The sequence below is a fragment of the Nostoc sp. TCL26-01 genome, assembly GCF_013393945.1.
Taxonomy (GTDB): Bacteria; Cyanobacteriota; Cyanobacteriia; order Cyanobacteriales; family Nostocaceae; genus Trichormus.
Window position 1 is genome coordinate 795,309 of the sequence record NZ_CP040297.1, and the last position, 18,258, is coordinate 813,566.

Annotated in this window: 18 protein-coding genes; 13 read left to right on the top strand and 5 right to left on the bottom strand. The window is 41.0% G+C overall.

The window, feature by feature from the left end:
- Positions 1-348 precede the first annotated feature (348 nt).
- The 5 genes from FD725_RS03330 (at position 349) to FD725_RS03350 (ending at position 7,911) form a co-directional block, all read left to right on the top strand.
- Positions 349-1,278, top strand: a complete 930-nt coding sequence (locus FD725_RS03330; RefSeq protein ID WP_179046810.1) for a LysR substrate-binding domain-containing protein — start codon at positions 349-351, stop codon at positions 1,276-1,278.
- A 638-nt stretch (positions 1,279-1,916) separates the two neighbouring features.
- A complete protein-coding gene (locus FD725_RS03335) occupies positions 1,917-3,233 on the top strand; it encodes an efflux RND transporter periplasmic adaptor subunit (RefSeq protein ID WP_179046811.1) in 1,317 nt (438 codons plus the stop codon).
- A gap of 146 nt (positions 3,234-3,379) precedes the next feature.
- Positions 3,380-6,553 carry an efflux RND transporter permease subunit gene (locus FD725_RS03340; protein WP_179046812.1) on the top strand — a complete coding sequence of 1,058 codons (3,174 nt, stop codon included), beginning with the start codon at positions 3,380-3,382 and terminating at the stop codon, positions 6,551-6,553.
- Positions 6,554-6,583: 30 nt separating this feature from the next.
- Positions 6,584-7,324 (top strand): SDR family oxidoreductase, encoded by a 741-nt coding sequence (locus FD725_RS03345; RefSeq protein ID WP_179046813.1) that lies wholly within the window; start codon positions 6,584-6,586, stop codon positions 7,322-7,324.
- Between the two features lie 188 nt (positions 7,325-7,512).
- Positions 7,513-7,911, top strand: coding sequence for a nuclear transport factor 2 family protein (locus FD725_RS03350; protein WP_179046814.1), 399 nt, complete (start codon positions 7,513-7,515; stop codon positions 7,909-7,911).
- Between the two features lie 335 nt (positions 7,912-8,246).
- Here FD725_RS03350 and FD725_RS03355 read toward each other — a convergent pair whose 3' ends face one another.
- Positions 8,247-8,735 carry a hypothetical protein gene (locus tag FD725_RS03355; protein WP_179046815.1) on the bottom strand — a complete coding sequence of 163 codons (489 nt, stop codon included), beginning with the start codon at positions 8,733-8,735 and terminating at the stop codon, positions 8,247-8,249.
- Between the two features lie 149 nt (positions 8,736-8,884).
- On the opposite strand from FD725_RS03355, the gene FD725_RS03360 reads away from it, so the two are divergent.
- The 5 genes from FD725_RS03360 (at position 8,885) to FD725_RS03380 (ending at position 12,372) form a co-directional block, all read left to right on the top strand.
- On the top strand, positions 8,885-9,055 hold the full coding sequence (locus FD725_RS03360; protein ID WP_179046816.1) for a hypothetical protein: 171 nt from the start codon (positions 8,885-8,887) through the stop codon (positions 9,053-9,055).
- Positions 9,056-9,734: 679 nt separating this feature from the next.
- Complete coding sequence (locus FD725_RS03365; protein WP_179046817.1) at positions 9,735-9,920, top strand: hypothetical protein; 186 nt, start codon at positions 9,735-9,737, stop codon at positions 9,918-9,920.
- A 477-nt stretch (positions 9,921-10,397) separates the two neighbouring features.
- The gene (locus tag FD725_RS03370; protein WP_179046818.1) at positions 10,398-10,907 is read left to right on the top strand and encodes an inorganic diphosphatase; all 510 of its coding nucleotides are present in this window, start codon (positions 10,398-10,400) and stop codon (positions 10,905-10,907) included.
- Positions 10,908-11,077: 170 nt separating this feature from the next.
- The gene (gene panD, locus FD725_RS03375) at positions 11,078-11,461 is read left to right on the top strand and encodes an aspartate 1-decarboxylase (protein ID WP_179046819.1); all 384 of its coding nucleotides are present in this window, start codon (positions 11,078-11,080) and stop codon (positions 11,459-11,461) included.
- An 11-nt stretch (positions 11,462-11,472) separates the two neighbouring features.
- Positions 11,473-12,372: an MBL fold metallo-hydrolase gene (locus FD725_RS03380; RefSeq protein WP_179046820.1), complete on the top strand. Its 900-nt coding sequence runs from the start codon at positions 11,473-11,475 to the stop codon at positions 12,370-12,372.
- Positions 12,373-12,485: 113 nt separating this feature from the next.
- Here FD725_RS03380 and FD725_RS03385 read toward each other — a convergent pair whose 3' ends face one another.
- From FD725_RS03385 to FD725_RS03395, 3 genes are all read right to left on the bottom strand, one after another.
- Complete coding sequence (locus FD725_RS03385; RefSeq protein ID WP_179051402.1) at positions 12,486-12,707, bottom strand: acetyltransferase; 222 nt, start codon at positions 12,705-12,707, stop codon at positions 12,486-12,488.
- 124 nt (positions 12,708-12,831) lie between these two features.
- Positions 12,832-13,140, bottom strand: coding sequence for a DUF3181 family protein (locus FD725_RS03390; protein WP_179046821.1), 309 nt, complete (start codon positions 13,138-13,140; stop codon positions 12,832-12,834).
- Between the two features lie 118 nt (positions 13,141-13,258).
- Positions 13,259-13,516 (bottom strand): 2TM domain-containing protein, encoded by a 258-nt coding sequence (locus FD725_RS03395; protein ID WP_179046822.1) that lies wholly within the window; start codon positions 13,514-13,516, stop codon positions 13,259-13,261.
- Between the two features lie 498 nt (positions 13,517-14,014).
- Between FD725_RS03395 and FD725_RS03400 the strand changes: the two genes are divergently transcribed.
- Positions 14,015-14,149: a photosystem I protein PsaX gene (locus FD725_RS03400; RefSeq protein WP_179046823.1), complete on the top strand. Its 135-nt coding sequence runs from the start codon at positions 14,015-14,017 to the stop codon at positions 14,147-14,149.
- Between the two features lie 196 nt (positions 14,150-14,345).
- On the opposite strand, the gene FD725_RS03405 is transcribed toward FD725_RS03400, so the two are convergent.
- Positions 14,346-15,212 (bottom strand): branched-chain amino acid ABC transporter permease, encoded by an 867-nt coding sequence (locus FD725_RS03405; protein WP_179046824.1) that lies wholly within the window; start codon positions 15,210-15,212, stop codon positions 14,346-14,348.
- 188 nt (positions 15,213-15,400) lie between these two features.
- Here FD725_RS03405 and hrmK point away from each other — a divergent pair, with 188 nt between their 5' ends.
- Together hrmK and larE are read left to right on the top strand one after the other, a co-directional pair.
- Entirely contained in the window at positions 15,401-17,215 is a 1,815-nt protein-coding gene (hrmK, locus tag FD725_RS03410; RefSeq protein ID WP_179046825.1) for a hybrid histidine kinase/response regulator HrmK, read from the top strand.
- Between the two features lie 199 nt (positions 17,216-17,414).
- Positions 17,415-18,245: an ATP-dependent sacrificial sulfur transferase LarE gene (larE, locus tag FD725_RS03415; protein WP_179051403.1), complete on the top strand. Its 831-nt coding sequence runs from the start codon at positions 17,415-17,417 to the stop codon at positions 18,243-18,245.
- Positions 18,246-18,258: the final 13 nt, after the last annotated feature.

Here is an 18,258-nt window from a genome sequence, read left to right on the forward strand (position 1 = left end):
AGTCCTAATTAATTGGTTCTCTAAAAAACGCAACTATGAGCTATGGACTATATGATGCTTTTCTGTCTGTTGAACAGGACATTTTTAAATGTAGAATAATCAACGATTTGCTATTTAGATACAGAGCAAATCTCAGTAACAAATTGTAGAATCTATGTATTTTTTGGCACTCAATACTCCTATTTGAGTCAAATGTGTTGATTTTCCTGCTGTGATTGGGATTGTGATGTCAAAAAGTGGAACAATTTATACTTTAGGCAATCTAACCAATAGAATCAAATGCTTTTTTTTGTCAAAATGATAAATACAAGTGATGAAAATTGACACCAAGTTACAGAGATACTTCCAATGGCAGGGATGACCCTTGAGCAACTAAAAATCTTTCTAGCCGTAGCAGAACACTTACACTTTACCCGTGCAGCAGAGGAGCTTTATATTACTCAACCTGCTGTCAGTGCCGCAGTTCATAATTTAGAGCAAGAATACGGAGTCAAACTGTTTCATCGAATTGGTCGCCATATTGAGATGGCGGAGGCGGGAAAGTTACTGCAAGTAGAAGCACGGAAAATTCTTGATCAAGTTACCTTGACTGAACGAGGATTACGAGAATTAAACAATTTACAACGGGGGGAATTGAAATTAGGGTCTAGTCTGACAATTGGGAATTATTGGCTACCGAGTAAAATTAGTGACTTCAAAAGCCAATATCCGGGAATTACTGTGAATTGTTCTTTAGCTAATGCAGAAACAATTTCTGTCGGTACAGCAATGGGACAGTTTGATTTAGGTTTGGTGGAAGGAGATGTGAAGCCAGAATTGCAGAATAACTTGGAATACGAAATTGTGGGAAGCGATCGCTTACAAATCGTTGTTGGCAAAAATCATCCTTGGTTTGACAAAGAAGAAATAGAAATCTCTGAACTAACCCAAACTTCTTGGGTGATGAGAGAACCAGGTTCGGGAACCCAGCAAAGATTTGAGGAAGCGCTGCAAAATTGGGGCATTAACTTGAGCGAATTAAATGTCAATTTAGTCTTCACCAGTGGAGAAATGACTAAAGCGGCGATCGAAACTGATGTGAGTGCGATCGGTATTTCTGAGTTGATGGTGAAAAAAGAGATTCAACTGGGAACTTTACGTGCAATTCGTGTGATTGATCACCGCAATGGTGCGCCAGCGATCGCCGAAATTGTGCGACCATTTTATAAACTCAAACATCGCCAACGCTTTCAAACTGGACTTGCCAAAGCTTTTGAGCAGATGTTGGTTAAGGGATAGGGGATTGGGGATTGGGGATTGGGGATTGGTTTAAGTTTGGTGTATGGTTATTTAGATAGGTTGATTTTATTGTGCTGACTTGCTTATAAGAAACTGTGATTTTAAAATTTGTTTTTCTCTAAAATCGTTTTTTTAATAAAAAAGCCACAATAATTGTCATGGCGAAGGCTTTTTGATTGCACCGTGATATTCTTAGGTATTAAAACATTTATCTATTTGATTTTGACAACAATTTAACATAACATAAATAGACTTCTTCTCTCTTACCCAATCCCCTATTCCCAATCCCCAATCCCCTATTCCCAATCCCCTATCCCCCATTACCCAAAAAATTATTATCCGTTAGCAAAAACAGAATACTTTCCGCAACAAATGAAAAGACATTGACAACCATTGATTTGTAAACTAGTTTTCATCATTAACCCTTAGATAGATTGGCAAAAATTGATCAAACAGTATATTTTGGATGAGTTAACACATTTGTGACCTTAAAGCATCATGCTAAATCAGTAATTTTTACTGCAAAATTATTAATGTTGATTTCGGTCTAGTTAATCAAATTCAGTAAAATTATTACTGGCTCAAAGCCCCACCACGTTAACATAGATTTTCCGTTGTTTTTCGTTCTGCTGTAAGCTATGTCATCCCCTGAGCCTCAAACTGATTTTGGGGAAAACCTTTCCCAAACACCTGACAAAGAGCCACCTCCAAGACAACGGCGGTGGCTTAGGTTATTAGCAATCATCCTCATACTAGGGGGTGGAACAGCTATTCTTTGGCGATTGCTAAGTCCAAGCAATCAACCACCTTCCACAGCTAATGCTCAACCGCCTGGGGTACGAGTCAAAACATCACCAGTCCAGGTTGGCACAATTGAAGAAAGTGATGTATTCGTAGCTAACTTAGAATCTCGTCGTTCTGTGAGGCTCCAGCCGAGAATCCAAGGACAGGTAACGCAAATATATGTGCGATCGGGAGATCCGATTGCGGCTGGAGCTGCAGTTATTCAAATCGATTCTAGACAACAACAGGCAACAGTAACTAGTAATAATGCAGCTAGCCAGGTTGCTAATGCACAGTTAGAAAACTCTTACGCCACACTCAAATCCTTAGAAGCAGAACGCTTATCGAATCTTGCTGATGTGCAATTGAATCAGCAGGACTATGAACGTTATGGTAGTTTAGCTGACCAAGGAGCTGTATCTCGCCAAACGAAAGATCAGTATGCCAACAGACTGGCAACGGCTAAAGCTAGTCTCAAAGCCATAGAGTCGAGAATTCTAGCCCAAAAGGCTAGTGTGATCCAAGCCCAAAAATCCTTACAGCAAGCACAGGCTAACACTGAAGAACAACAAGTCCAACTCCAATACTACAGAATTACTGCCCCTTTTGACGGCACTGTGGGTGATATCCCCGTGAAAATTGGTGATTTCGTCAATACGGCTACACAACTAGTCACCATTACTCAAAATCGACCGTTAGAAGTCAATATTTCTGTACCACTAGAGCGTGGCCCCCAATTACGTAAGGGAATGCCTGTAGAGATTCTCAATCCCCAAGGAGAAATTATCGGTAATAGTCGTGTATTTTTCATTGCTCCTAATGCCAGCAATGGGACACAGTCAATTCTGATTAAAGCCTTATACAACAATACCAATGGTCAACTCAGAGCAGATCAATTAGTCCGGGCGCGAGTTATCTGGAATCAACGCACAGGTGTGTTAATCCCAACTACAGCCGTAAATCGCATCGCCGGGGAAACTTTTGTCTATGTTACAGAAACAGCAAAATCACCCCAAGGAAACTCTCAAATAGTTGCCCGACAAAAGCGGGTGCAATTAGGTGATATCAGAGGTAACAATTACCAAATCATTAGCGGTTTGCAGCCCAAGGAAACAATTGTCACATCAGGATTGTTAAATCTCCGCGATGGCGTACCGATTGTGCCTGAATAGTTAGGTACTGGATACTGGGTAATGGGTACTGGGTACTGGGTAATCTATAAAATCAATCTCCAATCCCCAATCTCCAATCCCTAATCCCCAATCCCTAATCCCTAATCCCCAATCCCTAATCCCCAATCCCCAATCCCCAATCCCCAATGTTTGTTGATTTCTTTATCAGGCGACCTGTATTTACAAGTGTCTGCGCTATTATCATTCTGCTGGTAGGAGCAATCAGCATTCCCACGCTGCCTACGGATCGCTATCCCGAAATTAGCCCGACACAAATTATTGTCAATGCTAATTACGTTGGCGCTAGTGCAGAAGTTGTGGAAAATACTGTGACGAGTGTCTTAGAACGCCAAATTAACGGGGTTCAGGGCATGAAGTACATGACTTCTAGCAGTAGTAATGATGGCACGAGTACAATTACCATCACTTTTGACCCCTCACGGGACAAAGATATTGCCGCAGTTGATGTTCAAAACCGGGTGTCTATTGCCCAACCCCAGCTACCGGAAGCGGTGCAACGGACTGGTGTGACTGTCAGCAAACAGTCTAACAATATCTTGTTAGCGATCGGGTTGTACAGTGAGAAACAAGCATTTGATAATGTATTTTTAAGTAACTACGCCGACCAATATTTAGTAGATTCCCTGAAACGACTTAACGGTGTGGGTGAGGCGCGGATTTTTGGAGAACGCCGCTATGCCATGCGTCTGTGGCTAGACCCAAATCGCCTAGCGAGTCGCAACCTCACGGCTCAAGATGTGATTGATGCGATCGATGAGCAAAACATCCAAGTAGGTGTGGGGCAAATCGGTCAGCAGCCTTCCTTACCCGGTCAAATGTATCAAATCGACCTCCAGGCTCGCGGCAGACTGACGGAAGCGACAGAATTTGCCGATATGGTGATTAAAACCGGGGCTGATGGCACACTAGTAAAGCTTAGAGATATCGGTCGAGCCGAATTAGGTGCAGAAAACTATAACTCGTTTCTGCGGTTTAGAGGTAATGAGGGTGTGGGTATCGGTATATTCCCCACCCCAGGTAGTAATGCTTTATCAGTTGCCAAGGCAGTCAAAGCCGAAATGGAGCGACTAGCGCCCAACTTCCCGCCAGGGATGAAGTATCAAGTGGCGTTTGATACCACATTGTTTGTGGAAGAGTCTCTAGCCGAAGTAGTCAAAACACTAATAGAAGCGCTAGTTCTTGTCGTCTTGGTAATTTTTATCTTCTTGCAGGATTGGCGTACGACACTCATTCCCGTAATTACCATTCCCCTAACATTAATCGGCACTTTCGCCTTTATTAAAGTTTTTGGCTTTTCCATTAATACTTTGACCTTATTCGGTCTGACCCTAGCAACTGGGTTGGTGGTTGACGATGCGATTATTGTTGTAGAAAACGTCTCCCGTTTGATTGAAGAAGAGGGGATGTCACCGCGTCAAGCGGCTTCTGAGTCGATGCGAGAACTGTTTGGGGCAGTAATTGCTACATCTTTAGTCTTGATGGCTGTGTTTGTGCCTGTGGCGTTCTTCCCCGGAACTACAGGACAGATTTACAAACAGTTTGCGCTGACGATCGCCTTTTCCATGGCCATTTCCACCTTCTTAGCCATTACCTTAACCCCTTCTCTCTCCGCCTTATTGCTGCGTCGGGGACAGAAACCCCGTGGTTGGCTGGGGAAAATTTTTAATCAGGTTAACAGGTTTTTGGATTGGACAAGGCAAAGATATGAGCGATCGCTAAATTATCTCACGAGAATTAGAGCGATCGTCATCCTCTTATTTATTGCTTCCATTGGCGTGACAGGCTGGCTTTATCTCGTCGTCCCCACTGCATTTATTCCCGAAGAAGACCAAGGCTATTTCATCACCATTATTCAAGGGCCAGAGGGGGTTTCTCTCAACTACACCAGCAACGTCATGTCTCAGGTGGAACAAGAAATTCTCAAATTGCCGGAAGTCACGGGTACTTTTGCGATCGGCGGTTTTAGTTTTAGTGGCAACAGTGCTAACAGTGGCGTAATTTTTACCACCCTTAAGCCTTGGGATGAGCGTCATCAAGCGGGACAGTCAGCCCAAGAAATTATTGGTAAGTTGGCAGGCGTATTCTCCAACATCACCGAAGCTAGAATTTTTCCTGTGAGTCCACCACCCATCGACGGTTTAGGCAATTTTGGTGGTTTCCAATTTGAACTGCAAGATCGAGCTGGGAACAGTGGCTTGGATAACCTACTACAAGTCATGGGACAGTTCATGGCGCGGGGTAATCAAACTCCAGGGTTACAGGCTGTATTTAGTACCTTTAGTGCCAATACACCCCAAATGTTCATCGATGTAGACCGCAACAAAGCCAAAGCTTTAGAGGTAGATGTCGATGATGTATTTAATACTCTTCAGGCTTATTTGGGTTCGCGCTATGTCAATGACTTTAATTTCCAACAACGAACTTACCGAGTTTATGTGCAAGCTGATGCTCAGTATCGTTCCAACCCAGAAGATATTGGCAAATTATACGTGCGATCTGCCAGCAATCAAATGATTTCCCTGAGTAATTTGGTGAACATAACATCAGCAACTGGCGCACAAACCATCAATCACTACAACCTGTTCCGCGCCATTGAAATTAACGGTGCGGCAGCTCCTGGTTACAGTTCTGGTCAAGCCACAACAGCTATGGAGAAATTGGCACAAGAGATTTTACCCGCCAGTATGGGTTACGAATGGTCAGGGATCACGGCGGAAGAAAAAGAATCTGGAGGTCTAGGTCCGGTAATTTTTGGACTAGGACTAGTATTTGTCTTCCTGGTGTTGGCGGCGCAGTATGAAAATTATGTAGACCCATTGATTATTATGCTGTCCGTTCCCCTAGCTATCTTAGGAGCGCTATCAGCAGAATGGATGCGGGGTTTAGCTAATGATGTGTTTTGCCAGGTAGGTTTGGTAATGTTGATTGGTCTGGCGAGTAAAAATGCCATTTTGATCGTAGAATTTGCCAACCAATTACGAGAGCAAGGTCTGCCAATTGTGAAAGCAGCCGTGCAGGCATCAGAAGAGAGGTTGCGTCCCATTCTCATGACTTCCCTGTCTTTTATTTTGGGTGTTTGGCCGTTGATTAATCCTGTAGGCGCAGGTGCAGCCAGTAGAAAATCTCTGGGTACAGCCGTTGCTGGGGGGATGATTGTTTCTACATTCCTGAGTCTATTTATTGTGCCAATTCTATACATCGTCATTGGCAAAATCCGCGATCGCTTCCGACCCCATCCACCCCAACCAATACTAGATCATAGCCAGGATGGCAAAGTTCCTCACACCAGTCATCGGTAAACAATACAAAATTTCAGATGAGGTCAAATTATGGCAACTTTGGCAGGAAAAGTGGCAATTGTTACCGGGGCATCACGGGGAATAGGTCGAGCGATCGCCTTGACATTAGCGAGTAAAGGTGCATCTGTGGTTGTTAACTATGCCGGGAGAGCAGATAAAGCCGCAGAAGTGGTGACAGAAATCGAGAAACTAGGAGTAAAAGCCATCGCTATCCAAGCTGATATCAGTAAACTAGCTGATATTGAGCAACTGTTTCAGCAAACAATTACTCACTTTGGTAAAGTTGATATCTTGGTAAATAATGCCGGCACAATTATTTACAAACCCATTGCCGAAATCACCGAAGAGGATTTTGATAAAATTTATGCCATCAACGTCAAAGGCACTTTTTTTGCTTGTCAACAAGCAGCAAAGCACATGACCGCAGGAGGCAGAATCATTAACTTCTCCTCATCGACTACAGGCATGATGTTACCAACCTATAGTGCCTATGTGGCGACAAAAGGCGCGGTAGAACAAATATCACGGGTATTAGCCAAAGAATTGGGAGCAAAAGGTATTGCAGTAAATGTAGTTTCTCCTGGCCCCACTGATACAGAACTTTTTCGAGAAGGCAAAACCGAAGCCCAAATCAATCATCTAGCCCAACTGGCTGCCTTTGGTAAACTAGGTGATGTCCAAGAAATTGCTGATGTCGTGGGGTTTCTTGCTAGCGACGAAGCACGCTGGATCACTGGACAAAACATTCGCGTTAATGGTGGGATAGTTTAATTAGCATTTAAAATATTCTTTATTAAGTTGCTTGGAATTTCCCAGCAACTTAATTTTTATATGGTAAATATTGAGATATTGGCAAGGACAAATATAGTAGCAAAAAATGTAGTTTGGATGGAGCGCAACCTAACCCAACACCTTGATCTAAGTTAATATAATAAAAGAAACAACATCTATAAATAAGGATGACACAAAATTCAGAAAATACTTTAAAAGTTGCTAATCAAGCATTTACATATTTTACACACGGGTTAGCTACGGGAGAATGGCAAGCATTTCTCGATATGCTGACAGAAGATTTTACTTTTTGGTTTCCTATGGGAAAATTCCACGGTTTAAATACAGGCAAAGAACGAGCTAGAGAGTTTTTTCAATATGTATCTGCATCTTTTAATCCGGGACTGAAGTTAGCTTCCTTAGACCGAATTACTAGCAATGAAACAACCGTAGTTTTTGAGTTTCGAGATGAAGGATTTTTATTGGGACAACCTTATAAAAATCGGGTAGCCGTTTCTTTTGATGTGCGTGACGATAAAATTTGTGGCTATAGAGAATATTTTGGTAGTGATGGAAAATCTTACTAATTCTTCATTCGTCATTCTGCTACCAGCATTAAGGTTTAGGGACTTCCAGAAAATAAAATATTCAATAGGTAATACCATTTCACGTTAATCATAATACACATAAATTATGTAGAGACGTTGCATTGCAACGTCTCTACTGTTCGCATTTAAAGGAAATTGGTATAAGAGCAAATATGATCATTGAATTTTTCCACCCCTGCCAAATCAGTTACCAGTTAACAGTTATCAGTTACCAGTTAATAAACTTTCACTGTTCACTTTTCACTTTTCACTGTTTACACCCCTGCCTCCCTTGCTCATCAAAGTAATTGTATATTTTTTTAGTTGGAAGTCCCTTAATTATTTTGGGCGGTGAAAGCTTTAATTTCTTGACATTTTATTTCTGCTGCTTGATAGGCTGCTAAATATTCTTTACCTCCCAACATGACATCACCGTAATACTCATAAGGTGCTTCACCATAGATAGGTAATGGATCATCTTCTGGATAATCTTCTTGGGATTCTTCTATAACTGCTTTTAGCTGCTTCAGAGTCAAATATTGTGCGGCAAAATACCACAATTGGTCTGGTTTTTTGTGTAAGTGAGGTAGTGTGGGGTCTACAATACTGATAACTGCATTGTTCTCAGCGACATCGCTAATTTCAATCCAACCATGTTCTTGAGGTTTGTATGGCTTACCTGTAGAAACTAGAAATCCTTGGACATAAACTGCTCCTTTTGTTGCTAAGGCAGCTTTGTAAGCATTATCAAAAGGTTTATGAGCTTTGCTTTTGATGCTTTCTGCTATTTTGAGAGAAAGGGTTTCATCTAATACTTTGTTCATTGAAAGTCGTGATCAGTTTGCCGACTACAATATCAATATACAACGAAAAAACAACGACGTTTTAAGTTAACGTCGTTGTAACAGCATTTTTAGTTACTACAATAGCAATTGCTTATTTTTCAGAGTTGGTCATAGCGGTTCTCACTCAGATGCGGTACAAAATTATATCGCAAGGTGTAGAGGCAATTCATGTAGCCGAAAGCCTTTCGCAGGGTATTGCCCCTACAGATGTACCTCACATGAACGAGAACCGCTATATATACTTCAGGCTTTATCTGTTGTGGGATTTTAGAGAATTGGTATTAGTATTCGGTTTTTGAACTATCTATTTTAAATATACCTATATATAGATTGACATAATTATAAACACACTATCTAAATTGAATATGACATCAAGCAATAGTTGAAAAAAATTGAATTTTAGTGCATCTCTGAATATTCACTGACAAATTTTGTGGATTTATCTGTATTTTTCGGGATGAAACTCTGTTGACCAAAATTTTTGTGAACTAAATTTAGTTAAAGTTCCTTACATATTCAGTATGGTCATTATTTAGTAATGGATTAAGACATCATATCTGCTTCAGTGAAATTTCGTATTTTTTTATGTCTTTCTAACATCTAAAATCGCTAGAAGCTTATTGCATAAAGTATTTCGAGATGTTACAATTTAACCAAATTCTATTCATAAAGTTGGTAATTAATATTTGGGAAGATAAAATAAGGTATTTTCAATGTTAGTCTTTTAACCAAAATTTAACGCGATAATGACAGATTATGTCCAGGAATCGTAACAAATTAGTCACTTAAGCAAATTGGCAATGTTTTTCACCAACTTTATATCAAGACTAGCAGGTATAAGACTACAATTATGAACCATGCCAAACTGGCTGATGTTTTTTCGCGCTACACACTTAGCAGTGAAACATAGCTAAAATAGAACAGAGACTCTCAACTAGAGAGCAAATTTACAAGTGATGTGATTGACTTTAACTTTGTATGAATTCAGATAGCCAGTCTGCCAGTTCTTCCGACACGTACTCCCATCGTTTGGCAGATATTGTGGGAACATTGATTGCCTTAGTAACTCTAACGCTACCAGTGATTGTTATTGCCCATTATTCAACCAATGTCCAAAATAACCAGCAACCCATGACCTACGAACTACCGCGAGGTGAAGATTAGACAATAGTTGAGGATGAGACTTGACAAGCAAAAACCGCAAAAATGGAGAGAGTAGATTTTGATCTAGCATTTGTGGGTAAGTCAGTGAATAAAACCTACATAGGCGTTTTTGCCGGATATTTTAGTCACCCAGACTAAGGCGAGAGTGAATCCCTTCGGGAAAAATCAATTTTTTACACACTATTCACCAGCGTTGCGATATTTTCTCGCAACGCTTTTTAATTACCGCCTATTAGACATTAGACATCTCGGCAAAATTTATGCCAATATCGGGAAAAAACTGTTACCTGTTACCTGTTACCTACCCCCACGAGAGGACTTTTTCAGCAAGCCCTATGTATGTATGTTCTTTTGCGTAGATGTATACTGACGACTGACTAATTCAAATAAATACTTTGGGAAGAAGTCCATCTTGGCCATAAAATTCTACACGGGGAGTATGTCCCCAATGCACTTTTGCTAAGATAGGAGTTTTTTGTGGACTTATCTCGTATTCCAGCACAACCCAAGCCCGGTGTTATTAACATTCTGATTGAAATTGCTGGTGGTAGTCAAAACAAATACGAATTTGACAAAGACTTGGAAGCTTTTGCTTTAGATCGAGTATTATATTCTTCCGTCAAATATCCTTACGATTACGGTTTTGTACCTAACACTCTGGCTGATGACGGCGATCCTTTAGATGGTATGGTGATTATTGATGAGCCTACCTTTCCTGGATGTGTGATAGCTGCTAGACCAATTGGGTTTTTAGAAATGATTGACGGTGGCGATCGCGATGAAAAAATTCTGGCAGTACCCGCTAAAGATCCACGCTATGCTCATGTAAAATCTCTGAACGACATAGCACCACACCGCTTGGATGAAATAGCCGAATTTTTCCGTAGTTACAAAAATTTAGAAAAAAAGGTTACGGAAATCCTCGGTTGGCAAGATGTTGATCAGGTAAAAGCCTTAGTAGACAAATCCATTCAAGCTTACCGATAACAGTGGGCAATTTGTGATGGCTAGTACTAAAGTGAAAAAGTAAAAGTTGGTTGGGGAGTGCTGAGTAGTCATTATTCTTCTGTGCTTCCCTGCCACAAAAGTCATGAGTACAGAACATCCAAATTTCGCTGGTTGCCGACTGCAAACATTGCTGAGAGATTCTAACTAAAATGCAACGCACCCTCCTATTGGCAAAAATTCATAATTGCACCCTCACGGGGGCAAACATCAATTATGTGGGTAGTATCAGCATCGATGAAATTCTGTTGGATAAAGCTGGTATCTTGCCTTACGAGCAAGTGCAAGTAGTGAATAATGCCAATGGGGAGCGTTTCATTACTTATGCGATTCCAGCTCCGGCGAATTCGGGCATTATTGAATTAAATGGGGCTGCCGCCCGTCTAGGCATTATGGGCGATCGCTTGATTATAATGACTTACGGGCAGTTTACTCCAGAGGAGTTAAAAAGTTACACTCCGACGGTAGTCATCGTCAACGAAAAAAACCAACTTTTAGAAGTACGGCGCTACGATGACCTGCTCAATAAAGTCTAAATTCAAAGAAAATGACAAATCTTGAGCTGTCAAGTTCTCAAAGCTACCCAATCGACAAGTCTACTAGTAGCCTAAGTAGTCTTCCTGGTGATTTTCTCGTGCAATTTTGGGGAGTTAGGGGTTTAATTCCCACTCCCAGTAATCATACTAGCCGCTACGGTGGCAACACAGCTTGTGTAGAGATGTATGTAGCTGGTAAACGCCTAATTTTTGATGGTGGTACTGGTTTAAGAATCTTGGGTAAAGCTTGGCAAAATTTACAACAGCCCCTAGAAGCCCATTTATTTTTTACCAATTCCCAATCGAATCGCATTCAAGGTTTTCCCTTTTTTGCACCAGCGTTCATCGCTGAAAACAGCTTTCATATTTACGGTGGTGCAGCTTCTAATGGAGCTTCGATTAAACAATGTCTCTATGATCAGATGCTCCAACCACATTTTCCTTACCCTCTACAGGTGATGCAATCGGAATTGCAATTTTGTAATTTAACACCTAATAGTGAAGTGGGGCTAGATGAGGTCAAAATTACCACAGCACTGATTAATCAGACACAGCGCTCTATTGGCTACAGGGTGACATGGCAAAACTATAATGTGGCCTATGTCACCGATTTAAATATGAATGCTGAACCTGGGGAAAGAGAGCAAATTTTGCAGATGATTCAAGATGTTGACTTGCTGATTGCCAATGCAACTTATATTCCCCCAACATCCCACGCCCATGAATCAGCTGAGTTGCTTTGGCAAGTGGCTGTAGAAATGGCGGAGAAAGCCAATGTTCAAAAGTTAGTTATCTCTCATCATCACCCAGATGATCATGATGATTTTCTTGATCAGGTTGAGAGTAAGGTTCAATCTATTTTTGCCAATACTTCACTAGCCTGTGAGGGTTTAATTATACCTGTTGTCTAAGAATTGGTGTTAGGCTAAAGAGACAATTTTTGAGGTGAAGATGACATCAAATATTTCTACAAAGCACCAACACCAATTAACTGTTAAGCTAGTTTTCTATTCTCTGGGATAGGTCAATGAGCCATACTGACTTTTCTGTAATTAGCATCTAACCAACAACGAGGTAAACTTTCGCCAGAAGGAAATTCTAGATTTTCTTTTTGAAAAGACTCTGTTTCTTGTTCTTCTTGACCTTCTTGGTCTTGTCCATGAACAATATCATTGTTAGGGTCGATTAATTCTTGAATATCAAGAATTTTAACTAAATCTCTACTATTTTTGATTTGTAAAAACATATAATTATCCTTACGTAAATATAGAGTGGATTCATTTGCAGAATTCACAGGCATTCGTTTATCTCACCTCCTAAAAATAGAGGTGTAACCAGGGTAAATTAGGCGACTAGTGTCAAGACAAAAATTAGATTTCGCGTTGGTATTTCTCTAAAATATCAACCAGATTTACCTGACATTGCAATGGAAGTAAGTCAATTAAAGGTAGTTCTCTTCTACCACCACCAATTTTGACGGGGATAGATTCTAGGACTTTAATGACTGCCTCTTCATTGACTGATTTAGAAGTAATTAGAGGATATAACTGTTCAGCAACTACAGTATGCAGCTTGGCATTAGATAAATATAAATGCCATTTGGCAATATCTATATACACATTTTCGCCAATTTCGGCTGCTAGGGCTTCGAGTAATTCTGTAGTGTTAGTCTTAGCCATAAAATCACCTTATATAAAATAAGAGAGAAAGCTCTCTGGCTAATTAACATTATCGCCTAATTAACCGAGCGAATGTATAACCGCAGGTTACAATTGCCCTAGCTGAAGCCGTCCATCTTCAGGTGGATTTAGGTGGTGTTGGTGAGTAATTAGCGATCGCTGTAATATAAATCAGATGTACTAGCAATCCTATTACCCAGCCGGCAGTTAACAATGGTAGCCACGCCCAACTAGCTAGTGTGATGTTGTGGAAAAACCATAAACCGGAGTTAATAGTGGCTGCAACAGCTACATGGACAGCAAAATTCATTCTGTCATCTAACTTGCGAAATTCAGGATCACGGCGATCAGGTCTGCGAGGCCAACGAGGAGGCATAAATATTTGTTACATATTTCAATATACTTGATCATTTTAAAGTGTTTGGGAGTGTAGTTGCTCATGGTCACGAGCAGAAAAAGCTGAAATGTTATGGGACTTCCGCACTCAACCAATAAACCATAAAAGAAGGTGGTCAATACCTGCATTTCTCACAAAACGGTAGGGGCGGGTTCACAAAGGAAGCTTGAATCATTCACGAATATCTCGTTAACCCGCCCCTACAGCCTCTGGAATTCGGTTTTATAAATTTCGGGAGAAGTGCGGGAATAGTCCATAGTCAAAGGGAGCCAACTATCTCACTATGGACTATTGACAAAAAGCCAGAAAATTTAGTGATACTGCGTAAGTCCTTTATGCTTACTTAGTACAAGTTTTGAGTTTTGAATTGATTTGTCCCCCTAATTCTCACTTCTCACAAATATTTTTAAAGAATTTGGGTAATTGAGTCCGCTATTTGGTATTTCTGAAAAAGTCATGACATTAGGAGATCGACTGATGGCTAAAGCGCAAATTCCACCCGTAGCTAACACTGGCGCTAAACCACCCTATACTTTTCGTACAGGTTGGGCAGTTTTACTACTAGCCGTTAACTTCCTCGTAGCGGCTTATTATTTCCACATTATTGACTAATCATCAAAAAAGGGGAGTGGGGAGAGATGCGGGGTATAGGGAATCTGGGAGAGAGAAAACTCTTTACTCACAACTCAGCACGGGCTGAACGCCCCGCTAGCGCTCTAAGCGCAGCCATTGCCCGTTGGCGTAGCCTCTCGTAGAGAAGGGCTTTACAGCACTCATTACTCCCCACTCTCTAGTGGAATGGTGTTGCTTACATCGTGCCTTTGAATAAACCTTTAGGGCGAATGAGCAACACCAAAATCATGATTAATAGAGCTACGCCTTGTTTGTACTGGGAACCTAAGAAGGGTGTACTAACTTCTTGAGCAATACCAATGATAAAAGCTGCGGCGATCGCTCCATAAGGGTTACCAATTCCGCCTAAAATTACAGAAGCGAATAGGGGCAAAATCAAAAACCAACCCATGTTTGGACGCACAGCTGTAATTAACCCATACATACTGCCCCCTAAGGAAGTGAGTGTGCCAGCAATTAGCCAAGTCCAGAAAATAACTCGCTCCACATCAATACCAGAAACCTTGGCTAAATCTAAATCATCAGCTACGGCTCGCATAGCCTTACCAACTTTGGTGTTTTGCAAAAGGTAGTGTAACGCTACAATTGCCAACACAGCTAAAGCCAAAACTAGCAATTGATTTTGTGGGACTTTGACACCAAAAATATCCAAAGCTGAAATCACAGGTAAATCGTAGTTTTGATTTTTGCCCCCCCAAATTAAAATAATTCCGTTACGTAGAAATAAAGCCAGTCCAATAGAGATAATAATTAATGTGGTGGAATTTGCGCGAATCGAGCGCATTCTCGACCATAACAACTTTTCTGAGAGCAGCATCGCTGCTACTGTCCCCACTACCGCCAAAATCATTGATAGCCAAATATTTACCCCAAATGAATTTACCAATAAAGTCAAGTAAGCTCCTAACGTCAAAAAGTCACCGTGGGCAAAATTAGATAACCGTAAAATCCCATAGGTCAGTGTCAATCCCACTGCTGCTAGAGCAATAATGCTCCCTACAGCAATCCCGTTCACAATGAGTTGAATTGTTTGTGTATCCATAGTTTCAGTGCAAAAATTTTCCTCTATTCACCGCAAAATCATGATTTATGATAAAAATTTCTGGTTTAATAGTGACAACCGACACTATAAGTTATGATTCATCGACAAAAAAGAATTGTGAGCTAATATACATAGAATCTTGGTTGCATTTTTTGCAAAATCAAATTTTTTAATCGGTCTAGTTGACCATGCAGCAGTATTCAAGCTTACCAGAACACAACTCACAGGTAGATGCAACGCCAACTCTTTTGGCGACACTTCAGCAACTCCGGGCTGAGTTATGGCTAGAACGCAGCTTGAACCAGATACACGATCGCCTCAATGATTGTCTACTAACAGCTTTTAGTAATGTTCCCCAGGTAAGTAACCCAGAAGCAGAAATTTTCCAAACTGTAGTTAACGAACTGGATCTGGTTTTAGACAATAGCAGGATAGGGTTGACGCAGTGTGCCGTAGGTATCGCTCTATTTCAAGCCCAAACGGCAGCTGCTAAAGTCTACTATATTTCTCGTCCTCTATCTCCAACTTCTCAACCTCCACTTTTGGAAGTGACACCTAAAATTGGCAAGAAGCTACGTTTGGAATTGCAACAACCCATCAAAATTAAAGACTTACAACGACTAGAAACCCAACAACCGCCCCAAGCTTGGCGATTAACAGATGATTCTAGCAATCTCATTGGCTGGTTACTGCTGGCAACTCATCCCCAGCCTGATCAAGAGAAGCTTACGCCATCACACACTCAACTCATCAGTCAATTAATAGCCAGATCAGCTCAAGAGTGTGTTAAAGCTTTAGCACAACTCAAACATATCCAGTCTTTACAACAACAATCCCAAAATTTAAGTAACTCTAACCAAGAACTAGAGCGTACCAATCAACTGAAAAATCAGTTTCTCGCTAATACTAGTCACGAAATCCGTACACCACTGAGTTCAATTATTGGGTTTACTCACCTGCTATTGGCGCAAGGTTACGATCCCACCAGAGAACGCCATCACGAGTATCTAAATATCATTCAATCTAGTGGTAAACACTTACTGGCGCTGATCAACGATATTTTGGATCTCTCAAAAATTGAAGCCAATCAATTAGAAGTACAGTGGGAAAAAGTGAATGTTCCAGAATTATGTCGCAATGTTTTAACACTAGTCAAAGAAAAAGCTGCCAATAAAGGTTTAAAGCTATCGCTGGAAATAGATCCTCATGTCAACACTTTGGTAGCTGATCCTTTACGACTTAAGCAAATGCTCTTAAATTTGCTATTTAATGCTCTTAAATTTACCAACACAGGTACTGTAGGCTTAAAAGTAAAACACCAAGACCTCTTCATTCACTTTACAGTCTGGGATACTGGCAGTGGGATTTCTCCAGAACATCAAGCGCGACTTTTTCAACCCTATTTTCAAATACCCAACTCCTTAGTCCCTCAAAATGAAGGTACTGGTTTGGGGTTATTGGTAACTGACAGACTAGCAGAAATTCACGGTGGTTTCATAGAAGTAAAATCAGAAGTGGATCAAGGTTCCCAATTTACAATCATCTTGCCGATAAAATCCCATCAAGAACTTATCATTGAACAAGCACAAGCAGATGAAGCAGCAAAATCTCCTGGGGTGATTACTCCCAGCGATTCACGGTTAGTTTTATTAGTCGAAGATGACTTAGCTAATGGTGAGATGATGCAAATTCATCTGGGTAAGCTGGGGTATCAAGTAACTTGGGTAAAGAAAGCTAGTGAAATGTGGACAAGCCTCAGTCAACAACAGCCAGCCGTCATCTTAATGGATGTCTGTCTCCCAGATGGTAATGGTTTAGATTTAGTCCAGCAATTGCGACAACAACCCCAATATCAGCAAATTCCCATTATTGCTCAAACTGCAATGGCCATGAAAGGCGATCGCGAACTCTGTCTCAATGCTGGAGTCAATGAATATATTTCTAAACCAATCGACTTACCACTGTTAGCTAGTTTGGTAGCTAAGTATAGTCAGTCAAGTTAGGGACTAGAGGCTAGAAGGAAGGGGACAAGAGACAAGGGGATAAGGTGACAAGGTGACAAGGTGACAAGAATAGAATATTAATTGCTAATGACTAATGACTAATGACCATTGACCATTGACCATTGACTAATGACTAATGACCATTGACCATTGACCATTGACTAAAATAGTCCTATCAGGTAGTGGCAGGATTGAGGAAATGACTTTAGTAAAAAAACTTGAGCAAATACAAAGTATATTTACGGAAATGGGACAGGCTTTAATTGCCTACTCTGGAGGTGTTGATAGTACCTTGGTAGCGAAAATTGCCTATGATGTATTAGGCGATCGCGCTTTGGCTGTGACAGCTGTTTCCCCTTCCCTATTACCAGAAGAACTAGAAGACGCAAAAATTCAAGCCGCCACAATTGGTATTCCTCATCAAATTGTCCACACTCACGAAATGGACAATCCTAATTACACCTCAAACCCCGTCAACCGTTGTTATTTTTGCAAAAGCGAATTACACGACACCCTCAAACCCTTGGCTGTAGAGTTAGGCTATCCCTATGTAGTCGATGGGGTGAATGCTGATGATTTGCATGACTATCGCCCAGGGATTCAAGCCGCCAAAGAAAGAGGAGCGCGATCGCCTCTGGCAGAAGTTGGTTTAATTAAGTTGGAAGTCAGACAACTTTCTCAACAGCTAGGCTTACCCTGGTGGGAAAAACCAGCTCAACCTTGTTTAAGTTCGCGTTTTCCCTATGGTGAAGAGATTACCATTACAAAATTACAACGTGTAGGCCGAGCCGAGATTTATCTCCGCAAACTAGGTTGGCAAAATTTGCGCGTCCGTTCTGAAGGCGATACAGCCCGCATAGAACTACCACCAGAAAAAATCAAAGATTTTGCCCTCACAACAGATTTAGAGTCTCTAGTGAGCAAATTTCAAGAACTGGGCTTCATTTACGTCACCCTCGACTTAGAAGGTTATCGCAGTGGCAAACTCAATCAAGTCCTCAATCAAGCAAATTCCCCACTTCCCGTTTAATTATTCTGCGTAG

Coding starts and splice junctions, on each gene's coding strand:
- FD725_RS03385 (WP_179051402.1), bottom strand. CDS start 12,707: ATGTTTTTACAAATCAAAAATAGTAGAGATTTAGTTAAAATTCTTGAT.
- FD725_RS03380 (WP_179046820.1), top strand. CDS start 11,473: ATGACAAATCTTGAGCTGTCAAGTTCTCAAAGCTACCCAATCGACAAG.
- FD725_RS03330 (WP_179046810.1), top strand. CDS start 349: ATGGCAGGGATGACCCTTGAGCAACTAAAAATCTTTCTAGCCGTAGCA.
- larE (WP_179051403.1), top strand. CDS start 17,415: ATGACTTTAGTAAAAAAACTTGAGCAAATACAAAGTATATTTACGGAA.
- FD725_RS03390 (WP_179046821.1), bottom strand. CDS start 13,140: ATGGCTAAGACTAACACTACAGAATTACTCGAAGCCCTAGCAGCCGAA.
- FD725_RS03340 (WP_179046812.1), top strand. CDS start 3,380: ATGTTTGTTGATTTCTTTATCAGGCGACCTGTATTTACAAGTGTCTGC.
- FD725_RS03365 (WP_179046817.1), top strand. CDS start 9,735: ATGAATTCAGATAGCCAGTCTGCCAGTTCTTCCGACACGTACTCCCAT.
- FD725_RS03395 (WP_179046822.1), bottom strand. CDS start 13,516: ATGCCTCCTCGTTGGCCTCGCAGACCTGATCGCCGTGATCCTGAATTT.
- FD725_RS03400 (WP_179046823.1), top strand. CDS start 14,015: ATGGCTAAAGCGCAAATTCCACCCGTAGCTAACACTGGCGCTAAACCA.
- FD725_RS03360 (WP_179046816.1), top strand. CDS start 8,885: ATGCGGTACAAAATTATATCGCAAGGTGTAGAGGCAATTCATGTAGCC.
- FD725_RS03335 (WP_179046811.1), top strand. CDS start 1,917: ATGTCATCCCCTGAGCCTCAAACTGATTTTGGGGAAAACCTTTCCCAA.
- FD725_RS03345 (WP_179046813.1), top strand. CDS start 6,584: ATGGCAACTTTGGCAGGAAAAGTGGCAATTGTTACCGGGGCATCACGG.
- panD (WP_179046819.1), top strand. CDS start 11,078: ATGCAACGCACCCTCCTATTGGCAAAAATTCATAATTGCACCCTCACG.
- FD725_RS03405 (WP_179046824.1), bottom strand. CDS start 15,212: ATGGATACACAAACAATTCAACTCATTGTGAACGGGATTGCTGTAGGG.
- FD725_RS03350 (WP_179046814.1), top strand. CDS start 7,513: ATGACACAAAATTCAGAAAATACTTTAAAAGTTGCTAATCAAGCATTT.
- hrmK (WP_179046825.1), top strand. CDS start 15,401: ATGCAGCAGTATTCAAGCTTACCAGAACACAACTCACAGGTAGATGCA.
- FD725_RS03355 (WP_179046815.1), bottom strand. CDS start 8,735: ATGAACAAAGTATTAGATGAAACCCTTTCTCTCAAAATAGCAGAAAGC.